The following is a 15,237-nucleotide window of genomic DNA, read 5'->3' as shown; positions in this document are numbered from 1 at the left end:
GTACCTGATTCACGAGACCACCCAAGGAGATACGAGAACCGTGACGGACATCGTCGACGAGCTGAAGTGGCGGGGCCTGTTCGCCCTGTCCACTGACGAAGATGCTTTGCGCAAGGCGCTCGCGGACGGTCCCGTCACGTTCTATTGCGGCTTCGACCCGACCGCGGCCAGCCTGCACGTCGGCCACCTGGTGCAGGTCCTGACCATGCGCCGCCTCCAGCAGGCGGGCCTGCGCCCGCTCGCCCTGGTCGGCGGCGCGACGGGCCAGATCGGCGACCCGCGCCCGACGGCCGAGCGCACGCTGAACGACCCGCAGACGGTCGCGAACTGGGTGACCCGGCTGCGCGCGCAGATCGAGCCGTTCCTGTCCTTCGAGGGCGAGAACGCCGCGGTCATGGTGAACAACCTGGACTGGACGGCCGGCCTGTCGGCCATCGAGTTCCTGCGGGACATCGGCAAGCACTTCCGCGTCAACAAGATGCTGACGAAGGACTCCGTGGCCCGGCGCCTGGAGTCCGAGGAAGGCATCAGCTACACGGAGTTCAGTTACCAGCTGCTGCAGGGCATGGACTTCCTGGAGCTGTACCGACGCCACGGCTGCACGCTCCAGCAGGGCGGCAGCGACCAGTGGGGCAACCTCACCGCGGGCCTCGATCTGATCCACCGCCTGGAGCCGCACGCCAACGTGCACGCGGTGGCGACGCCGCTGATGACCAAGGCGGACGGCACCAAGTTCGGTAAGACCGAGGGTGGCGCCATCTGGCTCGACCCCGAGATGACGACGCCGTACGCGTTCTACCAGTTCTGGCTGAACGTGGACGACCGGGATGTCTCGACGTACCTGCGCATCCTGTCCTTCAGGTCCCGCGAGGAACTCGAAGAGCTGGAGAAGCAGACCGAGGAGCGCCCCCAGGCCCGCGCCGCCCAGCGCGCGCTGGCCGAGGAGCTGACCACGCTGGTGCACGGCGCCGATCAGACGGCCGCCGTGATCGCCGCGTCCAAGGCCCTCTTCGGTCAGGGCGAGCTGGCTGAGCTCGACGAGAAGACGCTGGCCGCGGCCCTCTCCGAGGTGCCGCACATCCAGGTCGCCGAGCTCGGTCCCGTCGTGGACCTCTTCGCGGAGGTCGGCCTGGTGGCGAGCAAGTCGGCCGCGCGCCGCACGGTCAAGGAGGGCGGGGCGTACGTGAACAACGTGAAGGTCGCCGCCGAGGACGCGGTCCCCGCCAAGGAGGACCTGCTGCACGGGCGCTGGCTGGTGCTGCGCCGGGGCAAGAAGAACCTGGCGGCGGTCGAGGTCACGGCCGGCTGACCACGTACGCACACCGAAGGGGGCGGCTTCCCGCGTGGGAGGTCCGCCCCCTTCGTCGTACCTGCCGTCAGGCTTGCTGCTTGCTGCCCCGCAGTGCCACGTAGGCCATGTCGCCGAGGAAGACGATGATGAGCGCGGCCACGAGCTGGAAGAGGTGCCGACTCCAGTCGATGCCTCGGGTCGCGTCGACGCCGACCGCACGGGCGATCGCGTTGCCCACGACGGCTCCGAGGATGCCGAAGATGGTCGTCAGCCAGAGCGGGCTGTGCTGCTTGCCCGGAAGGATCGCCTTGGCGATCAGGCCCAGCACGAACCCGACGATGATCGCCCACAACCAGCCCATGTCTGCCTCCTAGTACGGCTCTACGTGAGCAGTACGGCCAGTCTCGGGCTGTCCGCCATACGGCGCATGTCGGGCGGAGCCATACGCGGTACGACGCATCATGTCCGCCCAGTCAGGACATCCCCCGGTCTCGAAGGCGACGCAGCCGCGGCGTAACGTGGAGGCTGTTCGGGCCTGCTTCCTTGACGGGGTTCGGACCGGTACGGACCGGGGAGCGTCCGACACAGGCGGGTGGTGGAACGTGATGCGGAAGCAGAGCAACAGTCAGGTCTTCCGGATCACCGGGGCCAGGCAGGGGCTCGACGAAGACGTACGGGGCAGGCAGCGCCGCTACGTCATCTCGATGTCCGTCCGCACGGTCTCAGTGATCCTGGCAGCCACCCTGTGGAACGTCGAGCGGCACGTCGCGCTCGTCGCACTGGTACTCGGGATACTCCTCCCCTACATCGCCGTGGTCATCGCCAACGCGGGCCGGGAGAACACGCCGTCGCTTCCCTCGACGTTCGTCGCCGCCCCCAGTCGTCCGATGATCGCTCCGCCACGGGAGGACGGCTCCGCGGAATCCGTCCCGGAAGACGTCGCGGCCGACCACGGGGCGCGGCTGCGGGGCGAGCCGCACGACATGAGCTGACCCCGATCCGGCCCCTGGCTGACCTCGGAGGATCCTCCGAAAACGGAATCCGGCCGCGCACCAAGCTCAAGAAAAGCTCAGATCAATCATGTTGTTCCAGTGCCGGGCGGCGGGTCTCCCGTGACATACTTCGTACGCGCTCCGCATCCCCCGTCGGAGCGACGGACCGACGCCGGGCAGCTCCCCCCGTGGCTGCTCGGCGTCGCCTTTTCGGAGCCGTTCAGGGCGTGCCGCAGAGCCGCTTAGGGTTGAGGCGTGAACTTGCCGCTCTCCGACCTGTCCCCCGCTCCCACCACTCCGCAGTGTTCGGCCAAGGGCTGCCGCGCCGACGCCGTGTGGGTGCTCGCCTGGAACAACCCGAAGCTGCACACGCCGGAGCGCCGCAAGACATGGCTCGCGTGCGAGGAGCATCGCGAGCATCTGTCCCAGTTCCTCGGTGTGCGCGGGTTTCTGAAGGACGTCGTGAAGCTCGACGAGTGGGAAGACCCGGAGGGGCAGCGCTGACCTCCCCGGGGAGGCCGGCCGCCGGGGTCCGGCGAGGCCCGGGTCAGCCGCCGATCGCCGACATCGGCCTTTCCGGCTGCACGAACGACGGGTCGTCCAGGCCGGCCCCCGCCTTCTTGCCCCACATCGCGAGGCGCCATATGCGGGCTATCTCCTCGTCGGGGGCGTCCGAGCGGAGGGCGGCGCGCAGGTCGGTCTCCTCGGTGGCGAAGAGGCAGGTGCGGACCTGGCCGTCGGCCGTGAGGCGCGTACGGTCGCAGGCCGAGCAGAACGGGCGGGTGACCGAGGCGATCACGCCGACGCGGTGCGGGCCGCCGTTCACCAGCCAGCGTTCGGCGGGAGCCGAGCCGCGCTCGTCCGCGCCCTCCTCGGTGAGGTCGAAGCGCGTACGCAGTGAGGTGAGGATGTCGCCCGCGGTGACCATGCCCTCGCGCTTCCAGCCGTGCTGGGCGTCCAGGGGCATCTGCTCGATGAAGCGCAGTTCGTAGTCGTGCTCCACCGCCCAGGCGAGGAGCTCCGGGGCCTCGTCCTGGTTCAGCCCCGGCATCAGGACCGAGTTGACCTTGACCGGGGTCAGGCCGGCGTCGCGGGCGGCTTCGAGGCCCTCGATGACGTCCTTGTGGCGGTCACGGCGGGTGAGGGTCTTGAAGACGTCGGGGCGCAGGGTGTCCAGCGAGACGTTCACCCGGTCCAGGCCCGCGGCCTTCAGGGCGGTCGCGGTGCGCTTGAGGCCGATGCCGTTGGTCGTCAGGGACATCTGGGGGCGGGGAGCGAGCGCGGCGACCCGCTCGACGATGCCCACCAGGCCGGGGCGCAGCAGGGGCTCGCCACCGGTGAAGCGGACCTCGGTGATGCCGAGGCTGGTGACGGCGATCTCTATCAGGCGGACGATCTCGTCGTCGGTGAGCAGATCGGGCTTGGCCAGCCATTGCAGGCCCTCTTCGGGCATGCAGTACGTACACCGGAGATTGCACCGGTCCGTCAGCGAGACGCGCAGGTCGGTGGCCACTCGGCCGAAGGTGTCGATGAGCACGTGGGCCCCCTCCCTCGATGCGGATCACTTCAACTTGACACGATCGAGCCTACGTGACGCGGCTGACAACAACAGCGGCCGGATCCCACGAGACGTGACGCGGCCGCGTCGTAGATCTCTACGACGCGGCCGTCGGCGGAGCGGGATCAGTGGGCCCCGGTGCCCGTGAGCGAGCGAACCTCCAGCTCGGCGTACTTGCCGGCGTCCGGCTCCTCCTTGGACAGGATCGTGCCGAGCCAGCCCAGCAGGAAGCCGACCGGAATCGAGATGATGCCCGGGTTCTCCAGCGCGAACCAGTGGAAGTCGGCGTCGGGGAACATCGACGTGGGCTTGCCCGAGACGACCGGCGAGAACAGCACCAGGCCGACCGCGGTGACCAGACCGCCGTAGATCGACCAGAGGGCGCCCGGCGTGGTGAACCGCTTCCAGAAGAGGCTGTAGAGGATCGTCGGCAGGTTCGCGGACGCGGCGACGGCGAAGGCGAGCGCGACCAGACCGGCGACGTTCAGGTCGCGGGCGAGGGCGCCCAGGAGGATGGACACGGCACCGATGCCGACCGTCGCGTACCGGGCGGCCTTCATCTCCTGCTTCTCGGTGGCCTGCCCCTTCTTGATGACGTTCGCGTAGATGTCGTGCGCGAACGAGGAGGACGAGGCCAGTGTCAGCCCCGCGACGACCGCGAGGATCGTGGCGAAGGCGACGGCCGAGATGGAGGCGAGCAGGACGGCGCCCCAGTTGGAGTCGACGCCTCCCAGATGCAGTGCCAGAAGTGGCGCGGCCGTGTTGCCCGCCTTGTTGGAGGCGATGATCTCGTCCGGTTTGATCAGCGCGGCGGCGCCGAAGCCGAGGGCGAGGGTCATCAGGTAGAAGCAGCCGATGAGGCCGATCGCCCAGTTCACGGACTTCCGCGCGGTCTTGGCCGTGGGCACCGTGTAGAAGCGGATCAGGATGTGCGGCAGACCCGCGGTGCCCAGGACCAGCGCCATGCCCAGGGAGATGAAGTCCAGCTTGGTCGTGGACGTGGCGCCGTACTTGAGGCCGGGCTCCAGGAAGGGCGAGCCCTTGCCGCTGTTGTCGGCCGCCTTGCCGAGCAGGTCGGAGATGTTGAAGTTGAACTTCAGCAGGACCAGGAAGGTGAGCAGCAGGGCGCCGATGATCAGCAGCACCGCCTTGACCATCTGTACCCAGGTGGTGCCCTTCATGCCGCCGATGGTGACGTACACGATCATCAGGACGCCGACGAGGGCGACGATGCCGATCTTGCCGCCGTCGCTGGTGATGCCGAGGAGCAGCGACACCAGGACGCCGGCGCCCGCCATCTGGGCCAGCAGGTAGAAGATCGACACGACGATCGTGGAGGTGCCCGCGGCCGTACGGACCGGACGCTGGCGCATGCGGTACGCGAGGACGTCGCCCATCGTGTAGCGGCCGGAGTTGCGCAGCGGCTCGGCGACCAGGAGCAGGGCCACCAGCCAGGCGACCAGGAACCCGATGGAGTAAAGGAAGCCGTCGTACCCGAAGAGGGCGATCGCGCCCGCGATGCCGAGGAAGGACGCGGCGGACATGTAGTCGCCGGAGACGGCGAGGCCGTTCTGGAAGCCGGTGAACTGGCGGCCGCCCGCGTAGAAGTCGGCGGCGTCCTTGGTCTGGCGGCCCGCCCAGACGGTGATGACGAGGGTCGCGGCGACGAACACCGCGAAGAGGGTGATGATCAGCGGCCGGTGCTGACTGGCCTCACCGGCGGCCAGGGTGATCGCGGGGCTCATGCGCCGCCCTCCATCCGGGACTTGATGGCCTCGGCCTTGGGGTCGAGCTGGGTGGCGGCGTGCCGCGAGTACCACCAGGCGATGAGGAAGGTGGTGAGGAACTGGCCGAGGCCGAGCGCGAGGGCGACATTGATGTTGCCGAACAGCTTGGTGCCCATGAAGTCGCCCGCGTAGTTCGAGAGCAGGACGTACAGCAGGTACCAGACGATGAAGCCGACGGTCAGCGGGAAGGCGAAGGAGCGGTGGGAGCGGCGCAGTTCAGCGAACTCGGCGCTCTCCTGCACCGCGGTGAACTCCTCCGTGGAGGGGAGTGGGGATCCGGTTTTCGGTGGCGGTGCGTCGGTTGCCACGGTGTCTCCTCGCGATGCGGGTGCGGTTGCGACGGTGGACGGGGGCGAGTCGGGGCTCGCGGAGGGGGAGGGCTCGGGTACGGACATGCGGTTCTGACCTCACAGTGATATGGATCACGTAACCGGGTGCGATGGATTGGCTCCTGTGCGTGATCCGACAGGGGGCTCGATCGTCCTCGGGCTCCCTGCTCAAGGTCACGGCGCCACGCGTGGACCGGTTCAACTCCCCCGACTTCTTTCGGAAGTCATCCCCGGAAGTCATTGCTGGCCAGGTCGGGCGGGGGATAGCTTCGGCCTGCACCACTCCGTCATGTACCTGCCCGAGCACCACCTGTGTTCGGGCAGCTCCGTTTTCCGGATGATGTGGAGATCCCATGGCTCATCTGCGATCCAGACGCCGCCTCGCCCTTGCCGTGCCGGTCGTTCTGTCGCTCACCGCCTCGCTCGGCTTCCTGCCGGGCGCCGCGTCGGCCGCGCCGCAGACCGCGTCCGCCGCTGCCAGCGCGGATGGTCCGACCCTGCCGTACCTGGTCAACACCAAGACGGACCACCGCACGATCGAGTCGGTGAAGAAGGCGATCGAGGCGGCCGGCGGCACCGTCGTCATCGCGTACGAGAAGATCGGTGTGATCGTCGTCCATTCCGCCAACCCGGACTTCGGGAAGCAGATCCGGGCCGTACGCGGAGTGGAGTCGGCCGGTGCGTCGCGGACGGCGCCGCTGACTGCCGCGGGCACGACGGACGAGGGCGCGGCGCAGGTGCTGTCGGCCGCCGAGGCCGCCAAGGTCGCGAAGAGCGCCACCGCGGGCGAGGAGCCCCTGGAGGCCGATCAGTGGGACCTGCGCGCGATAGGGGCCGACAAGGCCGCGAAGATCAATCCGGGCAGCAAGGACGTGACGGTCGCCGTGATCGACGTCGGCGTCGACGACACCCACCCGGACATCGCCCCGAACTTCTCGGCCTCGCAGTCCGCGAACTGTGTGGGCGGCAAGGCGGACACCACGTACGGCGCCTGGCGTCCGGTGGACGCCGACCACTACCACGGCACGCATGTCGCGGGTGAGATAGCCGCGGCCCGCAACGGCATCGGTGTCGCCGGTGTCGCGCCCGGCGTGAAGGTCGCGGGCATCACGGTGGCCGAGCCGGACGCGAACCAGCTCTTCTTCCCGGAGAGCGTCGTCTGCGCCTTCGTGTTCGCCGCCGACCACGGCGTCGAGATCACCAACAACAGCTACTACGTGGACCCGTGGCTGTACAACTGCATGGACGACCCCGACCAGAAGGCCATCGTCGACGCGGTGAACCGGGCCCAGCTGTACGCCCAGAACAAGGGCACCCTGAACGTCGCGGCGGCGGGCAACTCCAACGACGACCTCGACTCGGACGCGCTCGTCGACGACTCCAGCCCCGACGACTCGACCGCGGTCACCCGCACCGTCGACCCGCACAAGTGCTTCGACGTTCCGACCCAGCTGCCGGGTGTCGTCACCGTGAGCTCGACCGGCGTCAAGGGCGCCAAGTCGTACTTCTCCAGCTACGGCGACGGCGTGATCGACGTCGCGGCCCCGGGCGGCGACCGGTACCAGATCCCGGACACGCCGTCGCAGAACGGCCGTATCCTCTCCACCCTGCCGAACAACACGTACGGCTACCTTCAGGGCACCTCGATGGCGACGCCGCACGTCGCCGCCGTCGCGGCGCTGCTGAAGTCCAAGTACCCCTGGGCCACTCCGGCCCAGCTCCAGGCGCTGCTCAAGGCCCAGGCGGACAACCCGGGTTGCCCGACCGACCCGTACGACGGGAACGGCGACGGCGTCGTGGACGCCACCTGCGTGGGCGGCAAGCGCGTGAACGGCTTCTACGGATTCGGGATCGTCAACGCGCTGCGAGCGGTCAAGTAACCGTTGCCGACCACCAGGTCGAGTAACCGTCCCTGACCGTCAGTTGAGCTTCCGCACGGCTCGTACAGCTCGTCCCGCGAATGTGAACTGGAGATTCCATGACCGCGCGCTCCCAGCGCTCCCGTCGTGCCATAGCCATCCCGCTGGGGATGGCCACGGCCACGGCCCTCGCCTTCCTGCCGAACGTCACCGCGTCGGCAGCGGAGGCGACCACCGGCAGCATCCAGCAGGTCACCGCCGCTGACGCGACCGGCCTCAGCTATGTCGTCAACGTCCGTCCCGGGCACGGCACTTCCTCCACCGTGAAGAAGGCCATCGCCAAGGCGGGCGGCACGATCGTGACGTCGTACGACCAGATCGGCGTGATCGTCGTCCACTCGTCGAACGCCGACTTCGCCAAGACGATGCGTGGCGTACGCGGCGTGGAGTCGGCGGGCAACACGCGCAACGCGCCGCTGCCCGCGCAGTCGACCACCGACGTGGGCACCCCGAAGGCTCTCACCGCGCAGCAGGTGCGGGCCGCGAGCGCTGAAGCCGCCGACGGGCAGGACCCGTTGGAACCGTTGCAGTGGGACCTGCCCGCCATCAAGGCGGACAAGGCGCACGAGAAGACGCTCGGCAGCAGCAAGGTCACGGTCGCCGTGATCGACACCGGCGTCGACGACACACACCCGGACATCGCGCCGAACTTCGACCGCGACGCGTCGGTCAACTGCGTGACGGGCAAGCCGGACACGACCGACGGCGCCTGGCGGCCCACCGCCGCGGAGAGCCCGCACGGCACGCACGTGGCGGGTGAGATCGCGGCCGCCAAGAACGGCGTCGGCATGACCGGTGTCGCACCGGGCGTGAAGGTCGCCGGCATCAAGGTGGCCACGACGGCCGGTTACTTCTACACGGAGGCCGTGGTCTGCGGCTTCGTGTGGGCGGCCGAGCACGGCGTCGACGTCACCAACAACAGCTATTACACCGACCCCTGGTACTTCAACTGCACGGACGACCCGGACCAGAAGGCCCTCGTCGACGCGATCACCCGCGCCTCGCGGTACGCGGAGAAGAAGGGCGCGGTCAACGTCGCGGCGGCGGGCAACGAGAGCTACGACCTGGCGGCCGACACGATCACCGACCCGGTCTCGCCGAACGACGGGACCCCGTCGGACCGGGTGATCGACCCGTCCAAGTGCTATGACATCCCGACCCAGTTGCCGGGTGTGGTCACGGTCGCGGCGACCGGCGCGAAGGGCCTCAAGTCGTCCTTCTCCAACTACGGCCTGGGCGTCATCGACGTCGCCGCGCCCGGCGGCGACGCGACGAGCTACCAGACCCCGGCCCCGCCCGCCACGAGCGGTCTGATCCTGGGCACGCTGCCGGGTGGCAAGTGGGGCTACATGGCCGGTACGTCGATGGCGTCCCCGCATGTCGCGGCTGTCGCCGCCCTCATCAAGTCGACGCACCCGCACGCCTCCGCCGCCCTGGTGAAGGCGCTGCTGTACGCCGAGGCCGATGCCACGCCGTGCACCGACCCGTACGACATCGACAGCGACGGCAAGGTCGACGCGGTGTGCGACGGCACGAAGAACCGCAACGGCTTCTATGGATGGGGCACCGTGGACGCGCTGGACGCGGTGACGAAGTAGGGCTTGTGTGCAGATGGTTCGGGCCGGGCGGACGATCCGCCCGGCCCGGCCGTCCCGTACGGCAGGATCTTCGGCATGCATGTGTACGAAGATCCCGCGACCTGGACTCCTGAACCGGTCCGGCCCAAGTGGCAGTTGGTGCTGCGTTTCATCGCGAGCGTGGTCTACGCCCCGGTGCTGTGCGTGGTGTGGGTGGCGACGGCGCTCGCCTTCCTCGCGATCGGTCTCCTGGTGGAGGTGATCGCCGCGTTCAGTGAGCGCGTCGAGCACGACTTCGGAGAGTTCATGGACCGGACGCTGGAACGGCTCGGTGACCTGGCGACCTGGTGCGTGTGGTGGCCCGAGGTGCGGCACGAGGGCGACACCGAGTACTACAGGGCGCGCGTCGACAAGACGGTCGCCCGCTGGACCGCGGCGGCCTCGGCGCCGCGCAGGCCGAAGAAGGCGAAGCCGCCGGTGGAGTGCGCGATACCGCTGCACGTCTACCGGGGCGTGGGCGGGAGTTACGTCGCCGAAGTCGCGCTCGCGCAGGGGTGGGAGCTGCGGCCGACGGACGTGCGCAAGGAGGTGTGTCTGTGGTGGGCGGCCGCCTCACATGTTGATTGAGTCCACCCTGCATAGTGCCTGTATGACGCATTCACCGATGGCTGCTGTGTGGGAGGGGCTGGGCGGAGATCCCGCCCTGCTCTCCCGGGTTTCGACCGTGGTGCGGGAGGGCGCGCTGGAAGCCCGGCTGCCCGTACGGGAGTTGGCGCGGGCCTGTGTGGGCGCGTGCGCGCTGGCCGCCGCCGAGCTGGGGGCGCGGCGGGCCGGGCTCGCGGGCGTGCCCGAGGTGCGGGTGGACGACGGGGCCGTGGCCACCGCGTTCGTCAGCGAGCGGCAGCTGCTGATCGACGGGCGCGCGCCGGTCAACTTCGCGCCGGTGTCGCGGTTCTGGCGGACGGCGGACGGGTGGGTGCGCACGCACGCGAACTATCCGCACCACCGGAGGCGGCTGCTGAGCGCACTGGAGCTGCCCGACGACGCGTCGGTGGACACCGTCGCCGCGCACCTCGCCGAGCGCTCCGCCGTGGACGTGGAGGACGCCGTGTACGCGGCCGGGGGCCTGGCCGTCGCGTTGCGCACGGCGAAGGAGTGGGCGGCGCACGAACAGGGGGCGGCGGTGGCGCGCCGACCACTGCTGAGCCGGGAGCGGATCGGTGAGGCGCCCCCGCGCACGCTCGCGCCGCTCGCCGGTGATCCGCTGCTGCCCGCGGCGGGCGTACGCGTCCTGGATCTCACCCGGGTCCTCGCGGGCCCGGTCGCGACTCGCACACTCGCCCTGCTGGGCGCGGACGTCCTGCGCGTGGACTCGCCGGGGCTGCCCGAACTCGCCGACGCGCACGCCGACACGGGCTTCGGCAAGCGGTCCACCACCCTGGACCTCGCGACCGACCGGCGTGCCTTCGAGGAGCTGCTCGCCGCCGCGGACGTCGTCGTCACCGGATACCGTCCGGGCGCCCTGGACCGGTTCGGGCTGTCGCCCGAGGCGCTGGCCGAGCGCCGGCCCGGACTCGTGGTCGCGCGGGTGTCGGCGTGGGGCGACTACGGGCCCTGGGCGGAGCGGCGGGGCTTCGACAGCCTGGTGCAGGTCGCCACCGGCATCGCGACGATCGAGGGGGCGCCGGAACGGCCGGGTGCGCTGCCCGCGCAGGCGCTCGACCACGGGACGGGATATCTGCTCGCGGCGGCGGTCCTGCGGTCGCTGACGGAGCAACTCGACGACGGCGGCAGCCGGTCGGTGCGGTTCGCGCTCGCGCAGACCGCGGCCTGGCTGACGGACGGTATCGAACCGGGTGACGGGGGCGAGGCCTCGTACGACGGGCCGGACAGCCGGCTCGCCGAGACCGACAGCGCGCTGGGGCGGCTCAGGTACGCGCTGCCGCCCGTCTCCTTCGCCGGCGGACCGGCCGACTGGGCGCGCCCGCCGGGGCCTTGGGGAACGGATTCCGCGCGATGGGTCTGAGTCACGGCCCGACAGGAAACGTACCTATGTACGGAATGCCGTTCCGCCAGTTGTTTCCCTGCACTTGCCCGGATCTGTCACGCCTGGTGAAGATCGTGAGGTGACGTTGACGAGACCGACAGCCGAGGTGGCGGGCGCGGGCGGGCCGGCGCGGCGCCGCGCCACCGGCCGGGCCGCCGCCGTACTGGCCCTGGTGGCCCTGGCGGCTCTGATCCCGTTGCTCGGCCCGCGCACCGCGCTGGAGGGCACGGGCGAGGCCGCGGCCCCCGGCATCGCCGGTATCGCCCTGCTGCGTACGGTCCTGTTCGTGGCGCTGTGCGTGCCCGCGGGCGAGCTGTTCGCGTCCTGGCTGGCCCGCCGGGTGCCGGGCGCGCCCCTGGCGGACGCGCCGCGCAGCTGGGCCCCGTACACGGCCGCCGCCGGTTTCCTCGCCGCGCTGGGCCTCGCCTCGGTCGTGGCCACCGGCAATCTGCTGCCGCACCACCTCTCCGACATCGACGTCGGCGGGCTCTACGAGACCCGGGACGGCAAGCTGGCGCTCCTGGAGGTCAACGGGTTCCTGGCGGCCGGGCTGTGCGCCCTCTCGCGTCGGCCGGTCACCCAAGTGTGGCCGCTGGCCGCGGTGGTGGTCGCGGAGGCGCTGCGCGCCCACCCCGCCACGGAGCACGGTCCGCTGGTCGGCTCCGCTCTGACACTCGTTCACGTGACCTGCGCGGCGCTGTGGGCGGGCGGACTGCTGCACGTCCTGCGGATGCTGCGGAGATGGCGCGCCGAGGAGGCCGGTGCCGCGTTGCTCGGGCTCTACGCGCGCGTGGCGGCCGTTCTGTTCGCGGCGATCACCGCGACGGGCGTCTGGAGCGCTCTGCGCCGGATGCCGTCCGGCACGATCCTGGACCAGCTGACGACGACGGCGTACGGGCGCACCCTGCTCGCCAAGGTGCTCGTGGTGGCCGTCGTCGCCGTCCTGGCCCTCTGGGCGCGCCTGCGTCTGCGCCGCGCGGCGGACCCGCTCAGCGCCTACGCCCCCGCGCGCGCGGAGGTCGTGGCACTGGGCGTGGTCGTCGCGGTCTCGGGCGCGCTGACGGCGCTGCCGCTGCCGATCAGATGGTGAGCCTCAGTTGGCGACCATGACCTTGAGGGCGGTGCGCTCGTCCATCGCCTTGTAGCCCTCGGGCACGCCCTCCAGGCCGATGGTCATGTCGAAAACGGGCGACGGGTCGATGGTCCCGTCGAGGACGTCGGGCAGCAGCTCCGGGATGTACGCGCGGACCGGCGCGACACCGCCGCGCAGAGCGATGTTCCGGTCGAACATCACCCCCAGGTCCAGGCCCGTACCGCTGCCGTGCGGCACCCCGACGAAGCCGATGGCGCCGCCGTCGCGGGTGATGTTCACGGCCGTCTTCATGGACTGCTCGGTGCCGACGGCCTCGACGACACAGTGCGCGCCCTGGCCACGGGTCAGCTCCCGCACGGCCTCGACGGCCGCGTCACCGCGCTCGGCGACGACGTCCGTGGCGCCGAAGAGGCGCGCGATGTCCGTACGCACCTCGTGGCGTCCGAGCGCGATGATCCGCTCGGCGCCGAGCCGCTTGGCGGCCAGCACGGCGCACAGGCCGACGGCCCCGTCCCCGACGACGGCGACGGTGGCGCCCTTGTGGACACCCGCGCCGAGGGCCGCGTGATGGCCGGTGCCCATGACGTCGGACAGCGTCAGCAGCGCCGACAGCAGGTGGTCGTCGGACGCCGCGTCCTTGGGCAGCTGGACGAGCGTGCCGTCGGCGAACGGAACGCGTACGGCCTCGCCCTGTCCGCCGTCGTACCCGACGGCACCCCAGAAGCCGCCGTGCTCGCACGACGTGGTGAGCCCCTCGCGGCAGTAGTCGCACACGCCGTCGGACCACATGAAGGGCGCGACGACCAGGTCACCGCGCCGGACGCCGGTCACCTCGGAGCCGGTCTCCTCGACGATGCCGAGGAACTCGTGCCCGATCCGCTGGCCCGGCTGCCGGGCCGCCTCGCCGCGGTACGCCCACAGGTCGCTGCCGCAGATGCAGGAGCGCAGCACCCGCACGACCGCGTCGGTGGGCAGCTGCACCACGGGCTCGGGCACGTCCTCCACGCGCATGTCGTACGGGGCGTGGATGGTGGTGGCGCGCATGGCGAGGGTCCTTCTCGTGCGGGGCGTCGGTGGATGCGCTCAGGGGGTGGTTGAGCGCATCTCACCGTACGCCGCCGCGGGCGCGGGCCGCGCGCCGAGGGTGCCCAGCACACCGCGCACCAGCAGATACTGGGCGGCGGCGTACGTGAGCATGATCCAGAAGTCCGGGCTCGGGAGCTGCGGCCACTCGGCGACCCCGGTGGCGATGAGCGTGTCCGAGAGCATGAACAGGGCGCCGCCGACACCCGTGACGAGCCCGAGCCGGGTGGCCCCGTACGCCATCGCGGTCAGGAGCAGGCTGTAGCCCGCGACGGGGACGCGGAGATCGGCGGGCAGGTCGGGCCACAGAAGCGTGACGGTGGCGACGAGGGCGACGGCGTACCCACCTGCGAGCAGGGCTCCACGCGCGCGTGCCGTTCGCCGGAAAAGGACGAGGTAACACATGTGCCCCGCCGCGAAGGACGCCATCCCCACGAGGAAGGCCGGGTCGGCGTCGGACAGGAGCAGCACGTCGCCGCCCCAGCCGCAGAGCAGCGCGGCGACCAGGAGCCGCGGGCCGCCGCGTACGCCCGCGTGGGCGGCGAGCAGGGGCATCAGGAGCGGCTTGGCGATCCGGTGCCCGAGATCGAACCCCGCGCCCAGGGACACGAGGTCCACGACCACCGCGAGGCCGAAGGAGACGAGCAGCACGCGCGCGAGGCGTGGGTTCACGCGACGGGCTCCGTGACCGGCGTCTTCGCGGCGGCCGGCTGCGCGGGCTGCCAGCCGGGGCCACGGAAGACCCGCCCCGCCCGCTCGCGCCAACTCGCGGCCGCCTTCAGGTCCCTGGCGATGGCGGCGTACTCGTGGGTGGCCACGCGCAGGGGGTTGTACGTGGCGATGTTCTTGGTGAGCCCGTAGACGGGCCGTTCGGTCTCCGCGACCCATGATCCGAAGAGCCGGTCCCAGACGATGAGGATGCCCCCGAAGTTGCGGTCCAGATAGCCGCCCTGGGAGGCGTGGTGGACGCGGTGGTGGGAGGGCGTGTTGAAGACGAACTCGAAGGGGCGGGGCAGCTTGTCGATGCGCTCGGTGTGGATCCAGAACTGGTAGACGAGGTTCACCGACGAGCAGAAGGCGAGCGCGGCCGGGTGCACGCCGAGGGCGATGAGCGGAACGTAGAAGGGCCAGACGGTCCAGGTCGTCCAGGGCTGGCGCAGCGCGGTGGTGAGGTTGAACTTCCGGCTGGAGTGGTGGACCACGTGGCAGGCCCACAGGACGCGGATGACGTGGTGCCCGCGGTGCGACCAGTAGTAGAAGAAGTCCTGGCCGAGCAGCATCAGCGGAACCGTCCACCACAGGACGGGCACGTGCAGCGGTGTCAGCTCGTAGACCGCCGAGTAGATCGCGACGATCGGGATCTTCCACAGGAAGTCGAAGGCGAGACTGCCGAGGCCCATGCCGACGCTCGTCGCGGCGTCCTTCGCCTCGTAGCCCGCCTCGTCCTCGTCGGGATGGAGACGGAAACTCACGATCTCGATCACCGTGAGCAGCACAAAGGCGGGTATCGACCACAGCACGACATCGGGCAGGTTCGGCATGAGTGCACCGTAGAACCGCT

The 15,237-nt window shown here is 70.4% G+C and carries 15 protein-coding genes; 8 read left to right on the top strand and 7 right to left on the bottom strand.

Translation table 11 applies throughout. The annotated features are described in order from the left end of the window. The first annotated feature begins 40 nt into the window (after positions 1 to 40). Positions 41 to 1,309 (top strand): tyrosine--tRNA ligase, encoded by a 1,269-nt coding sequence (tyrS, locus tag OIC96_RS37350; RefSeq protein WP_330303590.1) that lies wholly within the window; start codon positions 41 to 43, stop codon positions 1,307 to 1,309. A gap of 67 nt (positions 1,310 to 1,376) precedes the next feature. Here the strand turns inward: tyrS and OIC96_RS37345 are convergent, their stop codons facing one another. Further along, the gene (locus OIC96_RS37345; RefSeq protein ID WP_330303591.1) at positions 1,377 to 1,652 is read right to left on the bottom strand and encodes a GlsB/YeaQ/YmgE family stress response membrane protein; all 276 of its coding nucleotides are present in this window, start codon (positions 1,650 to 1,652) and stop codon (positions 1,377 to 1,379) included. Between the two features lie 244 nt (positions 1,653 to 1,896). Between OIC96_RS37345 and OIC96_RS37340 the strand changes: the two genes are divergently transcribed. Both OIC96_RS37340 and OIC96_RS37335 read left to right on the top strand, forming a co-directional pair. Then, positions 1,897 to 2,283, top strand: coding sequence for a DUF3099 domain-containing protein (locus OIC96_RS37340; protein ID WP_330303592.1), 387 nt, complete (start codon positions 1,897 to 1,899; stop codon positions 2,281 to 2,283). Positions 2,284 to 2,544: 261 nt separating this feature from the next. Beyond that, positions 2,545 to 2,787 (top strand): hypothetical protein, encoded by a 243-nt coding sequence (locus OIC96_RS37335; protein ID WP_330310046.1) that lies wholly within the window; start codon positions 2,545 to 2,547, stop codon positions 2,785 to 2,787. A gap of 43 nt (positions 2,788 to 2,830) precedes the next feature. Here the strand turns inward: OIC96_RS37335 and moaA are convergent, their stop codons facing one another. From moaA to OIC96_RS37320, 3 genes are all read right to left on the bottom strand, one after another. Next, positions 2,831 to 3,820, bottom strand: coding sequence for a GTP 3',8-cyclase MoaA (moaA, locus tag OIC96_RS37330; protein WP_330303593.1), 990 nt, complete (start codon positions 3,818 to 3,820; stop codon positions 2,831 to 2,833). Between the two features lie 146 nt (positions 3,821 to 3,966). Beyond that, the gene (locus OIC96_RS37325; RefSeq protein WP_330303594.1) at positions 3,967 to 5,586 is read right to left on the bottom strand and encodes a solute symporter family protein; all 1,620 of its coding nucleotides are present in this window, start codon (positions 5,584 to 5,586) and stop codon (positions 3,967 to 3,969) included. After that, entirely contained in the window at positions 5,583 to 5,936 is a 354-nt protein-coding gene (locus OIC96_RS37320; protein ID WP_330303595.1) for a DUF485 domain-containing protein, read from the bottom strand. Before OIC96_RS37320 ends, OIC96_RS37325 begins: the two co-directional genes overlap by 4 nt. A gap of 374 nt (positions 5,937 to 6,310) precedes the next feature. Between OIC96_RS37320 and OIC96_RS37315 the strand changes: the two genes are divergently transcribed. The 5 genes from OIC96_RS37315 to OIC96_RS37295 all read left to right on the top strand — a co-directional run bounded on the left by OIC96_RS37315 (position 6,311) and on the right by OIC96_RS37295 (position 12,590). After that, the gene (locus OIC96_RS37315) at positions 6,311 to 7,837 is read left to right on the top strand and encodes a S8 family serine peptidase (RefSeq protein WP_330303596.1); all 1,527 of its coding nucleotides are present in this window, start codon (positions 6,311 to 6,313) and stop codon (positions 7,835 to 7,837) included. A 98-nt stretch (positions 7,838 to 7,935) separates the two neighbouring features. Beyond that, positions 7,936 to 9,474, top strand: coding sequence for a S8 family peptidase (locus tag OIC96_RS37310; RefSeq protein WP_330303597.1), 1,539 nt, complete (start codon positions 7,936 to 7,938; stop codon positions 9,472 to 9,474). Positions 9,475 to 9,549: 75 nt separating this feature from the next. Further along, positions 9,550 to 10,080, top strand: coding sequence for a hypothetical protein (locus tag OIC96_RS37305; RefSeq protein WP_330303598.1), 531 nt, complete (start codon positions 9,550 to 9,552; stop codon positions 10,078 to 10,080). Positions 10,081 to 10,102: 22 nt separating this feature from the next. Beyond that, positions 10,103 to 11,479, top strand: coding sequence for a CoA transferase (locus tag OIC96_RS37300; RefSeq protein ID WP_330303599.1), 1,377 nt, complete (start codon positions 10,103 to 10,105; stop codon positions 11,477 to 11,479). Positions 11,480 to 11,579: 100 nt separating this feature from the next. Beyond that, positions 11,580 to 12,590: a CopD family protein gene (locus OIC96_RS37295; RefSeq protein ID WP_330303600.1), complete on the top strand. Its 1,011-nt coding sequence runs from the start codon at positions 11,580 to 11,582 to the stop codon at positions 12,588 to 12,590. Positions 12,591 to 12,593: 3 nt separating this feature from the next. On the opposite strand, the gene OIC96_RS37290 is transcribed toward OIC96_RS37295, so the two are convergent. The 3 genes from OIC96_RS37290 to OIC96_RS37280 are packed head-to-tail and all read right to left on the bottom strand — an operon-like array spanning position 12,594 to position 15,217. Further along, positions 12,594 to 13,637 (bottom strand): zinc-dependent alcohol dehydrogenase family protein, encoded by a 1,044-nt coding sequence (locus tag OIC96_RS37290; protein WP_330303601.1) that lies wholly within the window; start codon positions 13,635 to 13,637, stop codon positions 12,594 to 12,596. Positions 13,638 to 13,676: 39 nt separating this feature from the next. Beyond that, positions 13,677 to 14,348: a lysoplasmalogenase gene (locus tag OIC96_RS37285; RefSeq protein WP_330303602.1), complete on the bottom strand. Its 672-nt coding sequence runs from the start codon at positions 14,346 to 14,348 to the stop codon at positions 13,677 to 13,679. Beyond that, entirely contained in the window at positions 14,345 to 15,217 is an 873-nt protein-coding gene (locus tag OIC96_RS37280; protein WP_330303603.1) for a sterol desaturase family protein, read from the bottom strand. The genes OIC96_RS37285 and OIC96_RS37280 overlap by 4 nt, the downstream gene beginning before the upstream one ends. Between the last annotated feature and the right edge of the window lie 20 nt (positions 15,218 to 15,237).

It is taken from the genome of Streptomyces sp. NBC_00775, from assembly GCF_036347135.1.
Taxonomy (GTDB): Bacteria; Actinomycetota; Actinomycetes; order Streptomycetales; family Streptomycetaceae; genus Streptomyces; species Streptomyces lutosisoli.
The sequence above is the reverse complement of the archived record's forward strand: the minus strand, read 5'-3'. Positions and strand labels throughout refer to the sequence as shown.